The 18,342-nt window shown below is 28.8% G+C and carries 22 protein-coding genes; 12 read left to right on the top strand and 10 right to left on the bottom strand.

Annotated features, from left to right (window positions below):
- Positions 1 to 260: 260 nt before the first annotated feature.
- Positions 261 to 1,199, top strand: coding sequence for a glycosyltransferase family 2 protein (locus tag Q0739_RS13075; protein ID WP_298239191.1), 939 nt, complete (start codon positions 261 to 263; stop codon positions 1,197 to 1,199).
- Positions 1,200 to 1,206: 7 nt separating this feature from the next.
- Here Q0739_RS13075 and Q0739_RS13070 read toward each other — a convergent pair whose 3' ends face one another.
- Positions 1,207 to 1,983, bottom strand: a complete 777-nt coding sequence (locus Q0739_RS13070; protein ID WP_298239190.1) for a glycosyltransferase family A protein — start codon at positions 1,981 to 1,983, stop codon at positions 1,207 to 1,209.
- A 201-nt stretch (positions 1,984 to 2,184) separates the two neighbouring features.
- Complete coding sequence (locus tag Q0739_RS13065; RefSeq protein WP_298239189.1) at positions 2,185 to 2,601, bottom strand: FdtA/QdtA family cupin domain-containing protein; 417 nt, start codon at positions 2,599 to 2,601, stop codon at positions 2,185 to 2,187.
- Between the two features lie 400 nt (positions 2,602 to 3,001).
- On the opposite strand from Q0739_RS13065, the gene Q0739_RS13060 reads away from it, so the two are divergent.
- Entirely contained in the window at positions 3,002 to 4,156 is a 1,155-nt protein-coding gene (locus Q0739_RS13060; protein WP_298239188.1) for a glycosyltransferase, read from the top strand.
- Positions 4,157 to 4,159: 3 nt separating this feature from the next.
- Here Q0739_RS13060 and Q0739_RS13055 read toward each other — a convergent pair whose 3' ends face one another.
- The 7 genes from Q0739_RS13055 to typA all read right to left on the bottom strand — a co-directional run bounded on the left by Q0739_RS13055 (position 4,160) and on the right by typA (position 11,792).
- Positions 4,160 to 4,726 carry an acyltransferase gene (locus tag Q0739_RS13055; RefSeq protein ID WP_298239187.1) on the bottom strand — a complete coding sequence of 189 codons (567 nt, stop codon included), beginning with the start codon at positions 4,724 to 4,726 and terminating at the stop codon, positions 4,160 to 4,162.
- Positions 4,727 to 4,747: 21 nt separating this feature from the next.
- Complete coding sequence (locus Q0739_RS13050) at positions 4,748 to 6,010, bottom strand: O-antigen translocase (protein WP_298239186.1); 1,263 nt, start codon at positions 6,008 to 6,010, stop codon at positions 4,748 to 4,750.
- 76 nt (positions 6,011 to 6,086) lie between these two features.
- Positions 6,087 to 7,187, bottom strand: coding sequence for a DegT/DnrJ/EryC1/StrS family aminotransferase (locus Q0739_RS13045; protein WP_298239185.1), 1,101 nt, complete (start codon positions 7,185 to 7,187; stop codon positions 6,087 to 6,089).
- On the bottom strand, positions 7,184 to 8,056 hold the full coding sequence (locus Q0739_RS13040) for a GNAT family N-acetyltransferase (protein ID WP_298239184.1): 873 nt from the start codon (positions 8,054 to 8,056) through the stop codon (positions 7,184 to 7,186). Before Q0739_RS13040 ends, Q0739_RS13045 begins: the two co-directional genes overlap by 4 nt.
- A gap of 169 nt (positions 8,057 to 8,225) precedes the next feature.
- Entirely contained in the window at positions 8,226 to 9,524 is a 1,299-nt protein-coding gene (locus Q0739_RS13035) for an O-antigen translocase (RefSeq protein WP_298239183.1), read from the bottom strand.
- Between the two features lie 150 nt (positions 9,525 to 9,674).
- The gene (locus tag Q0739_RS13030; RefSeq protein ID WP_298239182.1) at positions 9,675 to 9,920 is read right to left on the bottom strand and encodes a uroporphyrinogen decarboxylase; all 246 of its coding nucleotides are present in this window, start codon (positions 9,918 to 9,920) and stop codon (positions 9,675 to 9,677) included.
- 72 nt (positions 9,921 to 9,992) lie between these two features.
- Positions 9,993 to 11,792: a translational GTPase TypA gene (gene typA, locus Q0739_RS13025; protein WP_298239181.1), complete on the bottom strand. Its 1,800-nt coding sequence runs from the start codon at positions 11,790 to 11,792 to the stop codon at positions 9,993 to 9,995.
- 177 nt (positions 11,793 to 11,969) lie between these two features.
- Between typA and Q0739_RS13020 the strand changes: the two genes are divergently transcribed.
- From Q0739_RS13020 to Q0739_RS13010, 3 genes are read left to right on the top strand one after another with little or no spacing between them, the layout of a single operon-like run.
- Positions 11,970 to 12,329: a hypothetical protein gene (locus Q0739_RS13020; protein ID WP_298239180.1), complete on the top strand. Its 360-nt coding sequence runs from the start codon at positions 11,970 to 11,972 to the stop codon at positions 12,327 to 12,329.
- 30 nt (positions 12,330 to 12,359) lie between these two features.
- On the top strand, positions 12,360 to 13,178 hold the full coding sequence (kdsA, locus tag Q0739_RS13015) for a 3-deoxy-8-phosphooctulonate synthase (protein ID WP_298239179.1): 819 nt from the start codon (positions 12,360 to 12,362) through the stop codon (positions 13,176 to 13,178).
- A 21-nt stretch (positions 13,179 to 13,199) separates the two neighbouring features.
- Positions 13,200 to 14,051 (top strand): hypothetical protein, encoded by an 852-nt coding sequence (locus tag Q0739_RS13010; RefSeq protein WP_298239178.1) that lies wholly within the window; start codon positions 13,200 to 13,202, stop codon positions 14,049 to 14,051.
- On the opposite strand, the gene Q0739_RS13005 is transcribed toward Q0739_RS13010, so the two are convergent.
- Positions 14,048 to 14,425: a DUF1801 domain-containing protein gene (locus tag Q0739_RS13005; protein WP_298239177.1), complete on the bottom strand. Its 378-nt coding sequence runs from the start codon at positions 14,423 to 14,425 to the stop codon at positions 14,048 to 14,050. The genes Q0739_RS13010 and Q0739_RS13005 overlap by 4 nt on opposite strands.
- Before the next feature lie 87 nt (positions 14,426 to 14,512).
- On the opposite strand from Q0739_RS13005, the gene Q0739_RS13000 reads away from it, so the two are divergent.
- From Q0739_RS13000 to Q0739_RS15075, 7 genes are all read left to right on the top strand, one after another.
- A complete protein-coding gene (locus Q0739_RS13000; protein ID WP_298239176.1) occupies positions 14,513 to 15,124 on the top strand; it encodes a hypothetical protein in 612 nt (203 codons plus the stop codon).
- 28 nt (positions 15,125 to 15,152) lie between these two features.
- Complete coding sequence (locus tag Q0739_RS12995) at positions 15,153 to 15,410, top strand: hypothetical protein (protein ID WP_298239175.1); 258 nt, start codon at positions 15,153 to 15,155, stop codon at positions 15,408 to 15,410.
- 28 nt (positions 15,411 to 15,438) lie between these two features.
- Positions 15,439 to 15,732: a transcriptional regulator gene (locus Q0739_RS12990; protein WP_298239174.1), complete on the top strand. Its 294-nt coding sequence runs from the start codon at positions 15,439 to 15,441 to the stop codon at positions 15,730 to 15,732.
- Positions 15,733 to 15,816: 84 nt separating this feature from the next.
- A complete protein-coding gene (gene creD / locus Q0739_RS12985; RefSeq protein WP_298239173.1) occupies positions 15,817 to 17,187 on the top strand; it encodes a cell envelope integrity protein CreD in 1,371 nt (456 codons plus the stop codon).
- 98 nt (positions 17,188 to 17,285) lie between these two features.
- A complete protein-coding gene (locus Q0739_RS12980) occupies positions 17,286 to 17,576 on the top strand; it encodes a hypothetical protein (RefSeq protein WP_298239172.1) in 291 nt (96 codons plus the stop codon).
- Positions 17,573 to 17,941 carry a DUF2809 domain-containing protein gene (locus Q0739_RS12975; RefSeq protein ID WP_298239171.1) on the top strand — a complete coding sequence of 123 codons (369 nt, stop codon included), beginning with the start codon at positions 17,573 to 17,575 and terminating at the stop codon, positions 17,939 to 17,941. Before Q0739_RS12980 ends, Q0739_RS12975 begins: the two co-directional genes overlap by 4 nt.
- Positions 17,938 to 18,273 carry a DUF1361 domain-containing protein gene (locus tag Q0739_RS15075; protein ID WP_366140809.1) on the top strand — a complete coding sequence of 112 codons (336 nt, stop codon included), beginning with the start codon at positions 17,938 to 17,940 and terminating at the stop codon, positions 18,271 to 18,273. Before Q0739_RS12975 ends, Q0739_RS15075 begins: the two co-directional genes overlap by 4 nt.
- The last annotated feature ends 69 nt before the right edge of the window (positions 18,274 to 18,342 follow it).

Genomic DNA, 18,342 nt, shown 5'->3' with positions numbered 1-18,342 from the left:
TAACACCGACCTGTTAATTAGCATATCCATATGAGCATAACTATCTGGATAATACTTAGGTCCAATAACTAAAACAAAAACAAAAGTTAAAATATAAATGGTAATTTTAACTTTTTTTTCTATATTATTATCTCTTAATGTCATACCAAGCAAAAGTAAACTATTTGTACTATTCGACCTTTTCTATAAGCATAAAATACATCTAAAATAACTTTTCGCTAACATATATTAAATTAAATTTGTTTTCTTAAACAAAAAATATGACGCCTTTCTTTAGTGTAATTATACCGCTTTACAACAAAGAAGATTATATAGAAGATACTTTAAAAAGTGTTTTTAATCAATCCTTTAAAGATTTTGAGATAATTTTAATTGACGATGGTAGTACTGACAACAGTTTACAGGTAGTTGAACAGTTCAATGATAATAGGTTAAAAGTTTATACTCAAAACAATCAAGGTGCATCAGTAGCCAGAAACTTTGGCATTGAAAAGGCAAACTCTGAATACGTTGCACTCATTGATGCCGATGATTTATGGTATGAAGATCATCTTCAGGAATTGAAAAAACTTATTGATACCTTTCCTCAAGCTGGATTATTTTGTAATAATTATGAAATTAATTATAATGAAAATTTTGTTAAGCCAGCTACTTTTAATTTTGATTACAACAATGAATGCCTGATAGTCGAAGACTTTTTTAAAGCCAATATTATTAACTTTATTCCTTCGTCTTCTTCAGTTACATTTTCAAAAAAGTATTTTATAGATCTAGGAGGTTATAACACGAATTTTGAAATTGCTGAAGACATTGACTTATGGATTCGCTTTGCATTGAAATATAAAGTGTGTTTCAACCCTAAAATTACTATGACATATAATATTTTCATAGACAATAGCTTGTCAAAGCAGGAAACTAATGAAGTAAGATATAAATTTATTAATAACTACCGTACAGAAGAAAAATCAAATCAAGAATTAAAATTATATTTAGATATTAATAGATACGCACTTGCAATAAGATGTAAAATTAATAATCAATTTAACTTATACCAAAAATTAAAAAAAGAAATTGATTTAAAGAATTTGAACTTAAAACAAAAACTGCTTTTAAACTCTCCTACGAGTATATTGAAAATTGCCAAAACAGTACAACGTTGGTTATTGAGAGCCAATTTGTATTTGACGGCTTATAAATAGCTGTTTATTAGTTAGTTAATAATTTTAAATATTTATTTCTGGCCTTTAAACACATTGAGAATATTAGATGAATTTTAGAAATACTTATCTCTCTCCTAAATAATAAATGAATTATCAATTTCACTACTTTAAAATAAAACATATTTGGATATACCAAATGATACTGAATTGCATAATTTGGAATAATCTGCATCAGACTAATTTTTGTTCCTGTACTTATTTCACTATGGCGCAAAATTAATTTATCCTTATAATATATTTTAGTTTGTTTTAGGATATCATTCAAAAACACAAACTCTTCTCCCGACATAAAAGGACTGTTCAAACCCATTAATACATTAAATTTAATATTAGAATTCTGAATATATTTCCTACGAAAAGAAATGTCCACAGAAGTTACACTAAAACATTCCTTAATTCTTGTTACTCTTTTCGATTGCAAAAGATATTTAGGGTTTCTTAAATATCCATTTATTTCAGAATTAAATATTATAGCCCCTGCATTATTATGAAGTATATATGCATCTGTAATTATTTTTTTAAAACCTTTAACGTATTCTACATCATCATCTGCTATTAAGCAAATATCACCTATGGCATTTTCAATAGCTAAATTTCTGCTCTTTGAAAGGCCATATTCAAAAGTATTAATAATGCGAATATTATTTAAACTAGATTTAAGAATATAATTAGGGGTAGTTTGATTTATAATTAGAATTTGAAAATTATTAAGGTTATTATTAACAAACATCTTATCCAAAAAAGAAAGATCTTTTTTGTTCATAGTACTGATAAGAATCTCTAAAATCATTATAAAAATCTATATTCTAAAAAACTATCTAAGGTTTAAAGTTGATGGATTTATTTTAACCCTTAAAGCCTTATCTGTTTGTTTCCATTTTTAACAAACAGTATAACAATTACTGAAATATCAATAGTACTATTAACCAGTATTATTGAAGAAATCTTAAAAAAATACAACCTGCTAACGGACTACAGATAATTCAAAAGTTCTATAATCCCTAATATAATCCTCCTCTATATATACATCAGAAGCTATTACCAAACAAACTGCTCCAGAAGAGAAATTCTCTAGTTCACGCCATGTCATTGTAGGTATGATTAAGCCTTTATTTGGGTTATTCAACATTACTTTTTCCTTTTTTATTCCATCATCTAAAATCACCTCAAAACTACCACTTAATGCTATAAGTAACTCTAGCTGATCTTTGTGAGCATGCCCCCCTCTTGTTTCTCCGCTTGGAACATCGTATAAGTAGTATACCCTATTAATATTAAATGGAATAACTTCTTTTTCTATTACTCCCATATTTCCGCGTCCTTTTGCATCAACAATTTTTGGAATATCTATAATTTTTGAGTTAACTATATTAAGTTTCATTATTTTAATTTCTTCTCTAATCCTAATTTTATCTATTGCTTGTATATTTAAAAAGTTCATTATTCTAACAAAATATACTAACAGTATTAAATTTCTTAAGTCGTAAATACAAAAAAGTAATTTAGTAATTTTTAAATATACTAAAATACCTGAATAATCAAACAATAAAGCACTTCTGGTAAGTATAATTTAATCACTACCTAATGTAGGTTTCCTTAAAAATGTAGACTTCCCCTTTTAGGCACCTCTAAATTCGACAAATAATTATTATTAAGGTCAGATTTGATAGAAGAAATAATAACTTTTTGTTTAATAGGGAGATTATGGTTTCAAAATTAATAGCTTTTCTTTTGGTCTTAAGCATTAAAAATTATCTTTGACTCAAAGACAGGTATAATTAATGAAAGTTTTATTGATTGGAGAGTACAGCAGGTTACACAATTCTCTTAAAGAAGGACTTATTAAACATGGTCATGAGGTTTTATTAGTTGGAACTGGAGATGGGTTTAAGAACTACCCTGTAGACATAAATATTAAACCAAAAATTCCAGAAAAATCTTTACTTTTTTTCTTTGAGAAAATTTTTTTTAAACTCTTTAAAATTAGTCTGTCACAATTTGAAAGTGCATTTCGCTTTTACAAAATATTACACCTACTTAAAGGATTTGATATTGTTCAACTAATAAATGAGAATAGTATAAGTACACATCCTAAGCTTGAAATATGGTTGTTAAAAAAACTTATTTCCCAGAACAAAAAATTATTTCTTTTATCCTGTGGAACAGATTTTATAAGTGTTGAATACTCAAATAAGAATTTTTTTAAGTATTCAATATTAACACCACTTAAGAATAATCCCAGTTTAAAAAAACATTATATCTACGTATTAAAATATATTACAAAACGTTATAAAAAGTTGCATGAGTTTGTATATAGTCAAATTGAAGGTGTAATTTCCTCAGACATGGACTATCATATTCCATTAGTCAAACACCCAAAATATTTAGGTCTAATACCAAACCCTATTAACATTGACAAAATAAGCTTTATTTCAAATAATTTAAATTCAAAAATCGTGATTTTTCATGGAATTAATAGACTAAATTATATTAAAAAAGGAAATGCCATATTTGAAGAAGCTTTAGAAATTATTAAAGAGAAATATGCTGACAAGATTACTATTCTTACTTCTGAAAGCTTACCCTATGCTGAATACATAAAAATGTATGAAAGCTGTCATATTCTTTTAGATCAAGTATATGCATATGATCAAGGTTATAATGCCTTAGAAGCAATGGCTAGAGGAAAAGTAGTATTTACAGGAGCTGAAAAAGAATGGCTTGACTATTACAACCTTAAAGAAAATACGGTAGCAATAAATGCATTACCAGACGCAAATAAAATATCCGAAAAATTGGAATGGCTAATTTTAAATCCTAAAGAAATAGAAAAAATATCAATAAATGCTCGAGCTTTTATTGAAAAAGAGCATGATTATCTTTCAATATCCTCTAAATACATAGATACTTGGCAAACGTTTACTAAAGAGCATTAAGTATTACAACTGCCTTACAATCTTAGCTGGAACTCCAGCTATTAAAACATTTTCTGGAAAGGATTTAGTAACTACAGATCCTGAAGAAATTACACAATTATCACCAATAGTTACTCCTTTTAAAATCGTAACATTATTAGCAATAAAAACATTATTTTTAATAATTACTTCCTTTGGATTAGGGTCTGTAAAAAATCTTTTATCTACTCTTAAATCATGAAATGAACTATCAATTATTTGGCAATTAAAGCCTATTAAAACATTATCGCCTAATATTATTCTCTTTTCAGAAACTATAGAGAATCCGTTATTTATATGGATGTTATTACCAAATACTATAGAAGATTCATTTGTTCTTGCCTCAATATAAGCGTAACTGTTATAATAGCCTTGTGAGTTAACAACACCAAAACAAACTTTATTGCCAAAGCTTATTTTACCCACACCCCTTATAACCACAGGTTGATATGATTTATAACTACCTTTTACATTATTATTGTTTGAAAAAAAAGAGTATTTAATTTTTCTTAAAAAAAGAATAATTCTCTCTATAAAACTTTTGAGCATCATCGACACATAATTAATTACAGCTTAATGTTTAACACTATTCGTGTTCTTTTTAGAATTAAATTTAATCATAACTAAAGTAAAAACTACGATAAGAAGGGCAAAACTTCTTATAAAATGCCCTAGTACAACTCCTTCAACTCCATAAATGTCTGTCAAATAATAGGCAGCAACATAAAATATTAGCAGTGAAAAAAGTTCTGAAAAAACAAAACTTATCACCATCTTTTTTGCTAAAAATTGATGTGCCAAAACCAAAGTAGCCAATCGAACAAAATCTCCCATTAATTGCCATTTAAATAGTGGTTCCATTCCAACAAAATTTGGATAAATTAAATCAATAATAATATTTCTAAAAATATATACTAGCAACATTCCTATACCAAATAAAGGCAATAATGTTTTATATATATATAACACTTCTTTAAAAAAACCTTGTTTATCATAAATTCTTGCAAATTTAGGTATCACATATAGGGTAAATATACCAGAAGAAAACGACATGTAGTTTTTTGAAATAAAATTAATTGCTGTCCAATGACCAGCTTCAATAATATTAATTCTGTTAGTTATCATTGTTCTTATATCGAGTTCTATATAATTAATCAATATAGTGGAGACAAAGGACATTAAAGCAAATGCCAGTAGTTCCTTTGCATAAGGAAATTTTAATTTAAAATAAACAATTTGACAATATTTCTTTAATACCGAACCAAAGATATATATTAAAACAATTAACTGAATTATCGGTGTTATTGTTATTGCAAACAATACTCCTTCGATATTAGAAAAATATAAGCATATAAGAAGTAAAATGACTGATAAAATATAACCTAACAAATCAATTTTTGCATATTTTTTATATTCTGAAAGCCCATTAACAATCCCATGAAAGATCCTATTAACTCCTACAACTAAAGGCAAGAATGCCAATAATTTTATAAGCCAAATAAAATCTAAATCATTAAACAATTTGAAGCTAATCCAAGAAGATCCAAAGAACATTACAAGAGAGGTAATAAATGAACCTATACAAACAAAAACAAAAGTTGTTGAGAATAAATCTGAAAGTTTTTTGTTATCATCACTAAATTCTGATACATATTTAACCACACCATTAAAGACTCCAAGAGATGAAGTACTTGTAAGAATTTGCAATAAATTCCTAATTACACCTATTTTGGCTATACCAACTTCACCGACAGCTATTGCTAAAGCTCTTTGCACAAAAAGTGAAATAATTAGTCTGGCGGCAATAACAAAGGTATTTAAAGAAGTTATCTTCAATAGTAAATTTCCTTTAAATATCCTTTTAAAATTTATCAAAATATAGTTTGTAAATAAGACATTAAGTCAAATTGTCTTAACAATTATTCAATTCATTAACAATAGTGCCAATCTGCTTGCTATTTAATAATGGATTAATAGGAATACTTAAAACTTCATTATGAATCTTTTCTGTTATTGGCAAACTTAATCCATTCCATTCTGCATATGCTTTTTGCTTATGTATTGGTACAGGGTAATGTATAGATGTTTCAATACACTTATTCTTCAAATGGGCTTTTAGGTTATCTCTAAAACTATGTCTAATAACAAAAAGATGAAATACATGACTATTAATATCATTACATTCTGGTAACTCAATTTTATCAGACTTTATATTATTTAAATAATAGCGTGCGATGTTTCTTCTTATATTATTATCTTCATCTAATGATTTTAACTTACTCCTTAAAAACATTGCTTGAATCTCATCTAACCTGCAATTAAAGCCTTTAACTTCGTTTATATAAGCAGATGTTCTTCCATAATTTCTTAATCTCCTTATTACGCCATCTAGTTCTTGACTATTTGTAGTTATAGCACCGCCATCACCCAAAGCACCTAAATTTTTTGTTGGATAAAAACTAAATGCAGCGGCATTAGACACATTACCTGCTCTCCTTCCATCTACTCCAATAGCACCATGAGCTTGTGCAGCATCTTCTATCAATATTAAATTGTATGTTTTGCAAATTTCTTCTAACTGAATAACATCGTATAATTGCCCATATAAATGCACTCCTAAAATTGCTTTTGTTTTCTTAGAAATATGCTTAAGAATATTATTGGGGTTAATATTAAAAGTACCTAATTCTGGCTCTACAGGGATAGCCTTAAATCCACAATTACTAACTGCTAAAACAGACGCTATATATGTATTAGCTGGCACTATTATTTCATCACCAACATTAAGTTGTCCTATTGTTTTATAGGCCTCCAAAATAAGTTTAATGGCGTCTAAACCATTACTAACTCCTATGCAATGTTTGGCTCCACAATATTGTGCAAATTCATTCTCGAATTTAGAAACTTGCTCTCCTAATATATAACTTCCAGAATTAAAAAAAGCCTCAAAACCTTCTCTTATTTCATCCCTAAATCGCGTATTTATCTTATGTAAATCTAAAAAAGGAATCATATAATATTTAGTGTCAAATTTTTATAATTTTCCGTGTTTACAGTATAATTATCTGCTATAAAGGTACGTGCTCCACAACTTTCTTTCCAAAAAATAAGACCTTCATTAAGTTTTGTCCCTCCTTCTTCGCTAGAAGCATTAAAATCGAAATACCTCTTATTATTACACAATTTGTTAATTATAAAATCGTAGGCTAAATCTAAGCTACCTAAAGTGTTTTTATTGGTTTTTCCTGAAACATATTGTGGATGTATCGTTGTTTTAGTAAAAAACACCGTAGTTCCAGCCACTATCTTACCCCTATAGTAAACACTTACTTGTTTAATATTATCTGGGAAACGAGAAGCTAAAATTTGTATTTCGCTTAACGTATGTACTGGCATTACACCATGCTTTTTATTCAAATTAGGAATTAACACTTCATTCCAAAATTCAGCAAAGTTATTATCTACTTTAACTATTAACCCATTGCGAACAGCTTTATTAATTCCTTCTCGTCTATTCTTTTGGAATTTTATTTTATGTCGATAATCAATAACCATAATTGCATCTCTCTTAACAAGTTTTGCATTAGATTTAAATAAAAAATAGAGAATTTCATCAGATGGTAAAATATTATAAAAAGAAGGAATAACTCTTATATTCAATACCTTAATTCCATTTAAAAAAAGAAATTCTAACACTTTTTTATAAGCCTTAAAAGCGTCAATTAATTTTGTGCTTTCAAGTAATACAAAACTACCATACGTTAACCCTTGATGAGAATAAATAACTTCACCTACTCTATTCGCTGGTATAACAGCAAATAGCTTACTGTTTTTGTAAATCATTAATGAATAGTCTTCAAACCTATCCTGATGATATTCCATGAAATCTCTATCAAAAAGAAATGTTGCATTCTTAGCTTTAGAAATGAATTCGTTCCATTGCTTTTTGTTTTCTGAGTTATATTTTATTACTGAAAAAATAAGTTTAAAATTAAATTAGTTAGTCAATTACAAAAGATTATTTATAAAGAAATAACCAAGAATTCATCTCTTAATTACCATCTCCGTCAATCCCAAAAAGAGAACTCCCGAATATAAGCAATATAACCCCAAAATACATAATATAACTTACCAAATGACCAATTACAGCACCCTCTACTCCATAAATTTTTATAAAATAAATACTTGTTACGTAAGTGATAATTACTAAAAAGGCTTCGGTAACAATATAATGCCAAAACATTTTTTTTGCTAAAAACTGATAAGCAATAACTACAGAAATAACCTTAAAAAAATCACCAATGAGTTGCCATATAAACAATTCTTCAACTGGTCTAAATTCCTCTGAAAAAACAGTAATAACAATGAATGATTTCAATAAATATATAACTAACAAGCCTATTGCAAAAATTGGTATTATTGTTTTATAAAAACCAAAAACTTCTTTTCTGAATTCTTTAGCACTATCAATTTCTGAGAATCTTGGTAAAATATATAATGCCATTAAGGTATTAACTAACATTAAATAATATTTCGAAATTCTAGTCATAGCCTCCCAAAACCCAGCATCTTTATAACTAACATGTTCTATAATATACGACCGTATAGCAATAGCCACAATTGGTAATAGAACCGCAGAAAACAAGGTCATGGTTGAATATGAACTTAATTTCTTTAAAGTATTAAAATTGACTCTTTTTAATTGAATGAGACCTATTAAACTGCGCCTATTAATTATGCCAACAAGCGTAATTAAAAAGATTAAAGACTCTGCTATTACCACAGATATTAAAGCACCTTCAATTTTTCTTTGATAAATAAGAAGCAAGGTTATAGACAACCCTAAAATTTGACCAATAATGTTTATTACAATTAATATTTTGTACTTTGAAAACCCATTCATTATGGAAAATGAAAACATATTCAACGCATAAAAAGGCAATACAATGGCAAAAATCTTTATTACGTATGCATAATTACTATAAAATGGGAAAATGAGATTATTAATTTTCTCTGCATTGAAATAGCATAATAGTGAGACTAAAATAGTTGCTATAAAACCTACATAAAAAATTGTAGAAATTGTTCTACTAAGCCTAATGGTGTCCTCCTTAAAAGTTGCGATATATTTTACAGCACCATTATAAAAACCTAAAATAGATATAGTTTGAACAGCGCTAACAAAGTTTCGTAAATTCCCAATTAGGGCTAAGCCTTCTGCTCCAATAAAAATAGCAATAGCTTTAGAAGTTAAAACACCAGCTATAATCTTTGTAAAAACGGAAGCTGTTTTTAAAGATGTAATTTTAATTAAAACTTTACTATTTATGTATTCTAATAATTTCTTCAATTAATATAATTACCTTTTATTAGAAATATATGGTCGTAAAATCAAGTGTAGGGTGCTTATTAATTATTCCTCTTTTAAGAATGAACCAAAGATACAAAATGATTTAGGTTTGTCTAATTAAATTATACGAATCGTAAGAAATCGATTATATTATGAATTACCTGCTTTTTTTATTAGATAGTATCCATTGACAGAAAAAATAGCCAAATTAGCAATAATAATGGGCAACCCAATTCGAAACGTTGGCATTAAAAAACCATATATAATAAATAAAATACACCCTGCCATATTTAATAAACGTAACCCTTTAATATTTTTCATTGTAAATGAAATTAAAACCAATAAAGAAGCTAAGTATCCAATATATTCTGTTCCAGTAATTCCAAATAATTCCATATCTCAATAATAACAAAAAAAAGAGAAACTCATTGGAATTTCTCTTTTAATCTCTCTACCATATCGGTGATTTTATAATGCTTTATTTCGTTTACGCTCAACTTCAGTTAAAAATACTTTTCTCAACCTTAGGTGATTTGGAGTTACCTCAACATACTCGTCTTTTTGAATATATTCTAAAGCTTCTTCTAAAGAAAATTTAATAGCTGGAACAATTTTAGCCTTATCATCTGCACCAGAAGAACGTACATTACTTAACTTTTTAGTTTTGGTAACGTTTACAGTCATATCGTCACCTCGTGAATTTTCTCCAATAACCTGACCTTCATAAATATCTTCACCTGGATCTACAAAAAACTTACCTCTATCTTGTAATTTGTCAATAGAATAAGGAATGGCTTGACCTTTTTCCATAGACACTAAACTACCATTTTGTCTCTCTGGAATACCTCCTTTTAGTGGTTGGTATTCTTTAAAACGGTGTGCCATAATAGCCTCACCTGCTGTAGCTGTTAGTAATTGATTACGTAAACCTATAATACCTCTTGATGGTACCATAAACTGGCATACCATACGATCTCCTTTGGCTTCCATACTAAGCATCTCACCCTTACGTAAAGTAACCATTTCAATAGCCTTACCAGAAACAGTTTCAGGTAAATCAATGGTCATTTCTTCAACTGGCTCACATTTTACGCCATCAATTTCTTTAATAATTACCTGTGGTTGTCCAATTTGCAACTCGTAACCTTCACGACGCATGGTCTCAATTAAAACAGATAAATGTAATACACCACGACCGAATACTATAAACTTGTCTGCACTATCAGTATCTTCAACCCTAAGCGCCAAGTTTTTCTCTAGTTCTTTATTTAAACGATCTTTTATATGTCGAGAGGTTACATATTTACCGTCTTTTCCAAAAAATGGAGAATCGTTAATTGTAAATAACATGCTCATCGTTGGCTCATCAATAGCAATTGTTTTTAAGCCCTCAGGAGCTTCCCAATCGGCTACGGTATCACCAATTTCAAAACCTTCAAGACCAACAATAGCACAAATATCGCCTGTTTGTACACTTTCAACTTTTAAACGACCTAGGCCTTCAAAAACATGAAGTTCTTTTATTTTAGATTTCACTACAGATTTATCTCTTTTTACCAAAGAAATATTCTGTCCTACTTTTAGTTTCCCTCGTGTTAAACGACCAATAGCTATTCTTCCAGTAAAAGATGAAAAATCTAAAGATGTTATTAACATTTGAGTTGTTCCTTCTTCAATTTTTGGTGATGGTATATGATCGATAACCATGTCTAATAAAGGCTCAATATTTTGAGTTTCATTTTGCCAATCATCACTCATCCAATTATTTTTAGCCGAACCATAAACTGTTGGAAAGTCGAGTTGCCACTCTTCTGCACCTAATTCAAACATTAAATCAAAAACCTTCTCATGTACCTCATCTGGTGTACAGTTTTCTTTATCAACTTTATTAATTACCACGCATGGCTTCAATCCTAAATCTATTGCTTTTTGCAATACAAAACGTGTTTGTGGCATAGGGCCTTCAAAAGCATCTACTAACAATAGTACACCATCTGCCATATTAAGAACACGCTCAACTTCTCCTCCAAAATCGGCGTGACCTGGTGTATCTATAATATTTATTTTAGTGTCTTTATAAATTACAGAAACATTTTTAGAAGTAATTGTAATACCTCTTTCTCTTTCTAAATCATTATTATCAAGGATTAAATCCCCTGTATTTTCGTTTTCACGAAATAACTGACAGTGATACATAATTTTGTCAACCAAAGTAGTTTTACCATGATCTACGTGTGCAATAATTGCAATGTTTTTAATACTAGCCATAATGCCCTATTTTAAGCGTGCAAATGTACGCTATATTTTAACATTTTAAACATTATATTTTGATATTTAGTTAATTATATGTTATTATTGAGTTTAGTAAAAACTATTCTTAAGTTTTCGTCGTTTTACTGTTTACAGAGGATACCCTAATTTAAAAACTAATTGAATTACCATTTTATGAAATCATTTAAAAGTTATACCAAGTTTATTCCTTATTTATACTTTATCGCTGCAACCATTTTTTGTTTTACCATGATTAATAAAAGTGAGGGGCTTATTGCTTACCCAGTTTTATTATTCGGCATTCCATTTGTATGGCAATTATTTAAACCTCGTAAGGATTTAAACTTTACCTTAGGCATCACTTTCGTTTGTATATCATCTTACCTCATTTTTATTTACATATCTGATAGTCTAAATATTATATCTATTTCTCAAATTCTTAAAAGGCTTATGGTTTACAGCGGATTATTTGTGTTTGCAAATTTTGTTATGTCACTATGGATTATAAGAAATAGTTTAAAAGAAACTTTTTAATATGTAACTTTGCCGCTTAAATTTAAGCGAATGAACCTTGATAATGTTCCTAAGTTAAAACACCTAAACTCTAACAATTTCTTTTTACTATGTGGTCCTTGTGCAATAGAAAGTGAAGACATGGCACTCCGTATTGCCGAAAAAGTAGTTTCTATTACTAATAAATTGGAAATACCTTATATATTTAAAGGAAGTTTTAAAAAAGCAAATAGAAGTAGGATTGATAGTTTTACAGGTATTGGTAATGAAAAGGCTTTAAAAATTCTTAAAAAAGTTTCAGAAACATTTCATATTCCTACAGTTACAGATATTCATGAAGTTTCAGATGCATCTTTGGCAGCTCAATATGTAGATGTTTTACAAATTCCAGCTTTTTTAGTTCGCCAAACCGACTTAGTTGTTGCAGCTGCGCAAACTGGCAAGGTTGTTAACTTGAAAAAAGGTCAATTTATGAGTCCCGAAGCTATGAAACATGCCGTACAAAAAGTGAAAGATGCAGGAAATAATAATGCTTGGATAACAGATAGAGGCACTATGTTTGGTTACCAAGACATGATTGTAGACTTTAGAGGCATACCAACTATGCGCGAATTTGCACCTACAGTTTTAGATGTAACCCATTCATTACAACAACCAAACCAATCTAGCGGTGTTACTGGTGGCCGCCCAGATATGATTGAAACCATTGCAAGAGCTGGTATTGTAAATAATGTAGATGGCTTGTTTATTGAAACTCATTTTGATCCTACTAATGCCAAAAGTGATGGTGCTAATATGTTGCATCTAAATCATCTAGAAAGCCTTTTAACTAACCTTGTTGCCATTAGAAAAACGGTAAACAGTCTCTAACTTCTCTGTTACATATTAAACATGATACTAAAACCAGTAACTAGTATAGCAATTTTATTGTTTTCTCTTAACCTAATAGCACAGGATTCCATTCCAAAAAGATATACTTCTTCGAATAAAGGAAAATTCTTTATAAGTTGGGGTGGTAACAGAGAATCATTCTCAAGGTCCGATATTCATTTTAAAGGTGACGATTACAATTTTACTATTAAAGATGCAAGCGCACACGATAAACCAAAAGGTTGGCATTTAGATTATATTAATCCTACAAAGATTACGATTCCGCAAACAAATTTTAAAATAGGCTACTTTATTTCAGATAATTATACTATTTCCCTTGGTGCAGACCATATGAAATATGTAATGCATCGAAATCTAAATAAAACTATTGATGGTTCTATTAATTTACCAAGTGATGAGTTAGGAAGTCAATATAATGGAGTTTACAATAATGAAGAATTTTTCGTTTCGGAAGACTTCTTATTGTTTGAACACACCAATGGTTTAAACTACATATATGTTGAAATAGCTCGTTACGACGATATATCATCTATATTTAACATACAAAACACAGATAAATTCCAATTAAATATTACCGAAGGTTTTAGTTCTGGGGTCTTATACCCTAAAACAAACACGACGCTACTCCAAAAAGAAAGATATGATGAGTTTCATTTAGCAGGTTATGGTGTTTCGCTTAATGCAGGTTTAAACTTAACTTTTTTTAAACACTTTTTTATGCAGTTAGATTTTAAAGGTGGTTATATTAATATGCCAGACATAAGAACAACGAGCAATACAGATGAAAGTGCATCGCAACATTTCTTTTATTTACAACGAGTTATTTCGCTTGGTGGTGTTTTTATAATTTAAACAAACCAAGCTTTCTTGCTCTTCTTTAGTAATTTTGAAGCAGCATGTAATAACTCGATAAAATTCTCATGATCTAAGTCTTCAATAGTTTTTAACTGGATTGAACGCACTTGTTTTCGCTTATTATCATTTTTTAAAACAGGAAACTCTTGCTCAAGTAAAACACCTTGTACAAAAGCCACATCTACATAATCTTTCCCTTTTAAAATATTCAAATAAATCATAGGTTTCTTTCCAATATTATAAAACGGAATTTTATAGCTATATCGCTCCTCTACCCCTGAAAGTGTATTTAAAATTACACTACGTACATAGAGCATAATAGATTGATATGGCTCTTTTTGGTTTATAAAATATTCGTCTACTGGTTTCACTAAAATTATTTAACTTCAAACTTAACAAAAATTTATGATGATTGATTCGAAATAATTTATTTACTTTGTATTTCAAAGTACTTTTATATGGAATCAAAAGATTATTTAAAAGATATAAGTGAGATTAAAGATTTAATGAACAAATCTTCTCGTTTTATTTCGCTTAGTGGTTTATCGGGAATACTAGCTGGTATTTATGCATTAATTGGAGCGGCGATTGCCTATTGGTTAGTTATGAATTACAGTTATGGTGTTTTAACCTTGGATGGACAGGTATTTAGGTTATGTTTGTTAACGCTATTTCTAGTTGCTTTTTTTAGTGTGACAACTGGTATATTTCTAACAACTCGAAAAGCGAAAAAACATGATGCTAAAATTTGGGATGCGACCTCAAAACGTTTAGTTCTTAACTTTTTAATTCCACTAATAGCTGGTGGCGCTTATATTTTAATTATTTTAAGTCAAGGGAAATATGGGCAATCGGGTGGCTTGATGTTAATATTTTATGGCCTAGCACTAGTGAATGCTTCAAAATACAGCATTGGAGATATTCGCTATTTAGGATATATTCAAATTATTTTGGGATTAATTGGGGCTTGGAAACCAGGATATGGTTTTTGGCTTTGGGTAATAGGTTTTGGAATTATGCACATTGTTTATGGTACTTGGATGCATTTTAAGTATGACACGAAACAGTAAGCAGTATTCAGTTGTAGTAAAAAAAAATATGAAAATTATAAAGCAAATATTATTCTTTATACTATTTATTATAATAGATTTAGCTTTATGGATTATTATTGGATTAGTTATTTTAAACTACGAAGATTTTTATGACGAATCTAAAGGAAAATACTTTAGTTTATCAAGTATGACAACTATCGAAAAAATTGCATATTTCTCTTATTACATTTGGATAATTTTAAACGTTGTTTTAATTATCTACTTTGCTTATCGTTTAATTAAAAAGTACGTATTAAAATTATAAGATTCCCGCTTTCGCGAGAATGACAAAAATGAGTATCATAACCAATATAAATAAAGCATTCGATCATCGAATTAGATTAGGCATAATGTCAATTTTAATGGTTAATGAATACGCCGATTTTAATATGTTAAAGGAACTTATAGGAGCTACAGATGGCAACTTAGCAAGTCATACTAAAGCGCTTGAAAATGCTGACTATATAAAAGTAGAAAAACAGTTTATAGGCAGAAAACCTAACACCCGTTACTCTACTACTAAAGTAGGTAGAGCAGCATTTAAAAAACATATTGAAGCCCTTGAAAAATTAATTAACAAAAAATAGATTCTTGTAACAATAGGAAAACAAAATAATAATATTTTTTTATCATTTTACTTTGAAATACAAAGTACTTTAAACTTTAACAAAATGGAAACACAAAACAACAATCAACAACAAAACAAATTTGGTCATTGGATTAAAACCTCTATCACAGCAAGAATGCTAATGGTAGGCTTTCTAGTAATTATATTACTCATTCCATTATCATACATAAATAGCCTCATTAATGAGCGTGCTTTTAGGCAAAAAGATGTTGTCAATGAAATAAACGAAAAATGGGGGAATGATGTTTTGGTTTATGGCCCAATTTTAAAGTTGCCCTATAAAACATACACAGAAACAAAAACCTACAATGAGAAAACTAAAACCTATTTTACGGAGACTAAAACACATACTAATTATGCTTATGTTTTTCCAGAAAACTTGCACTCCAAAGTAAATGTAGACTCTAAAACTTTAAAAAGAGGCAATTTCGAATCTGCAGTATTTACAACCCAAATGGATTTTTCGGGCAACTATATTCCTGTAAACTTGACTAAAAGAGGTATTAAGCAAAAAGATATTATTTGGGATAAAGCCTCAATCATCATTAAAACGTCCAACCTAAAAGGTATCAAAAGTGAAGTAAAAATAAAGCTAATGGATAAAGTGTATAATTTTGAAACCAATTTTAATCAAAATAACAATAACCGTTTAGATGTTTTAGAATCTAGTTTCATTAAAGGCGAAGATTTATTTAATACTAAAAATACCAACTTCAACTTTTCCATAATCTTTAACGGTAGCCGACAAATAGAACTTATTCCAATAGGAAAAACAACTACAATGGAAATGATTTCTAATTGGGCTGACCCAAGTTTTATGGGGAACTTTTTACCAAACGATGAAACAAAAAAAATATCTCAAGACGGATTTAAAGCCGATTGGAAAGTTTTGCACATTAATAGAGCCTTTTCACAACAGCATCTAAAAAGCATACCTGCTCTAAGTCAATTTGCATTCGGAACAAAATTTATGGTTATGGTTGACGAATATCAAAAAAGCGAACGATCTGCCAAATATGGTTTTCTAGTAATAGGACTCACCTTTTTAGTGTTCTTCTTAATTCAAACATTAAGTAAAATAAATATTCACCCATTTCAGTATTTAATGATTGGAATTGCGCTTACTATGTTTTACACACTATTAGTATCCATATCAGAACATAGTAACTTTTTAAAAGCCTATTTAATTGCAGGTGTATCAGTGATTGTACTCATCGCTTTATATTCAAAATCAATACTAAAAACATTCAAATTTCCTCTATTTATTGGGGCATCCTTAAGCGCATTATATGCCTTTATTTATGTTATCATTCAACTTGAAAATTACGCACTATTAGTTGGCAGCATTGGACTTTTCCTAATACTCGCTATTGTTATGTTTGTATCACGAAAAATAGATTGGAAAAATGGTTAATTCTTTTTCCAATTAGTGTGGGCGTTACCCAATCCCGATAGCTATCGGGAGGGTTCATCTTCTAACTGTGTTAAACATCTAGTTTACAATCAAAACAAATGAAAAATCTTATAAACACAAGCAAATCCATAGCTATAATCAGTTTTACAATTGGTAGTATTTTATTTTCACTTCAATTATATTTAAGAGAATCTATTACATTAATTTATACAGGAATCATCTTTATTTTACTTGCAGTTATAATAAATTCTATATCATTAATAGCTTTAATATTTTCATTATTAAGTAAAACCAATCAAAAGTTAGACTTATTAAAAACTTGTGGTATTGTTTTATTAAACATTCCTATAGTAGCACTCTATTTCTACATTTTAATTGAAACTTTATGAAAATAAACAAAACATACCTCTTAGCAACAGTATTACTTTTAATAACAGAAATACTAATTGCTACTTTCCTAAAAGCTGGTTTCATAAGACACACTTTCGGGGATTACTTAGCTACTATTCTTATATATTGTTTCGTTAAAATTTTCTTCGAAATAGACTCTTTAAAACTAGGAGTATCCGTTTTAATTTTCGCTTTCATTATAGAGTTTTTGCAGCTAATAAACCTATTAAAGATATTGAATTTACAAAATGACCCCTTACTTAAAATTATTGTTGGAACTACTTTTGAAATTTCAGATTTAGTCGCTTATACATTAGGAATAATTACTGTTCTAATTGTTGAATTTAAAACTACAAACTCATGAATACCATAAAACAACTTCTTGTAAATCGTTTTAAAATATTTTCTTTACTTACCGTTGGAATGGCTTTTAGTCTCTTTTTACTTATGATAAGAATGAAACTAACCCATTCATTTTTTCTTTTATTTCTTGTTTGGAACTTATTTTTAGCAGTCATCCCTTTTGCAATATCCTCTTATTTAATAAGCTTACCTAAATTGCATAAATTCAAATTTATACTATGCTTTGGAATTTGGCTACTCTTTTTACCGAACGCTCCTTATATCATAACAGATTTATTACATTTAAAAGTGAGTACCAATTCATTATTATGGCTTGATATATTAGTAACCTGAGTTCGACGTAAGGATTTAGAAAAACAGAGCTAATTGATTTGTATTTTCTGTTTCAAATTTAATACTTGG

This window comes from uncultured Algibacter sp. (genome assembly GCF_947487605.1).
GTDB lineage: Bacteria > Bacteroidota > Bacteroidia > Flavobacteriales > Flavobacteriaceae > Algibacter_D.
The sequence above is the reverse complement of the archived record's forward strand: the minus strand, read 5'-3'. Positions and strand labels throughout refer to the sequence as shown.

Coding starts and splice junctions, on each gene's coding strand:
- Q0739_RS12980 (WP_298239172.1), top strand. CDS start 17,286: ATGAAAAATCTTATAAACACAAGCAAATCCATAGCTATAATCAGTTTT.
- Q0739_RS13075 (WP_298239191.1), top strand. CDS start 261: ATGACGCCTTTCTTTAGTGTAATTATACCGCTTTACAACAAAGAAGAT.
- typA (WP_298239181.1), bottom strand. CDS start 11,792: ATGGCTAGTATTAAAAACATTGCAATTATTGCACACGTAGATCATGGT.
- Q0739_RS12990 (WP_298239174.1), top strand. CDS start 15,439: ATGAGTATCATAACCAATATAAATAAAGCATTCGATCATCGAATTAGA.
- Q0739_RS13010 (WP_298239178.1), top strand. CDS start 13,200: ATGATACTAAAACCAGTAACTAGTATAGCAATTTTATTGTTTTCTCTT.
- Q0739_RS13070 (WP_298239190.1), bottom strand. CDS start 1,983: ATGAACAAAAAAGATCTTTCTTTTTTGGATAAGATGTTTGTTAATAAT.
- Q0739_RS13020 (WP_298239180.1), top strand. CDS start 11,970: ATGAAATCATTTAAAAGTTATACCAAGTTTATTCCTTATTTATACTTT.
- Q0739_RS12975 (WP_298239171.1), top strand. CDS start 17,573: ATGAAAATAAACAAAACATACCTCTTAGCAACAGTATTACTTTTAATA.
- Q0739_RS13065 (WP_298239189.1), bottom strand. CDS start 2,601: ATGAAACTTAATATAGTTAACTCAAAAATTATAGATATTCCAAAAATT.
- Q0739_RS13040 (WP_298239184.1), bottom strand. CDS start 8,056: ATGGAATATCATCAGGATAGGTTTGAAGACTATTCATTAATGATTTAC.
- Q0739_RS13045 (WP_298239185.1), bottom strand. CDS start 7,187: ATGATTCCTTTTTTAGATTTACATAAGATAAATACGCGATTTAGGGAT.
- creD (WP_298239173.1), top strand. CDS start 15,817: ATGGAAACACAAAACAACAATCAACAACAAAACAAATTTGGTCATTGG.
- kdsA (WP_298239179.1), top strand. CDS start 12,360: ATGAACCTTGATAATGTTCCTAAGTTAAAACACCTAAACTCTAACAAT.
- Q0739_RS15075 (WP_366140809.1), top strand. CDS start 17,938: ATGAATACCATAAAACAACTTCTTGTAAATCGTTTTAAAATATTTTCT.
- Q0739_RS13055 (WP_298239187.1), bottom strand. CDS start 4,726: ATGATGCTCAAAAGTTTTATAGAGAGAATTATTCTTTTTTTAAGAAAA.
- Q0739_RS13000 (WP_298239176.1), top strand. CDS start 14,513: ATGGAATCAAAAGATTATTTAAAAGATATAAGTGAGATTAAAGATTTA.
- Q0739_RS13030 (WP_298239182.1), bottom strand. CDS start 9,920: ATGGAATTATTTGGAATTACTGGAACAGAATATATTGGATACTTAGCT.
- Q0739_RS12995 (WP_298239175.1), top strand. CDS start 15,153: ATGAAAATTATAAAGCAAATATTATTCTTTATACTATTTATTATAATA.
- Q0739_RS13060 (WP_298239188.1), top strand. CDS start 3,002: ATGAAAGTTTTATTGATTGGAGAGTACAGCAGGTTACACAATTCTCTT.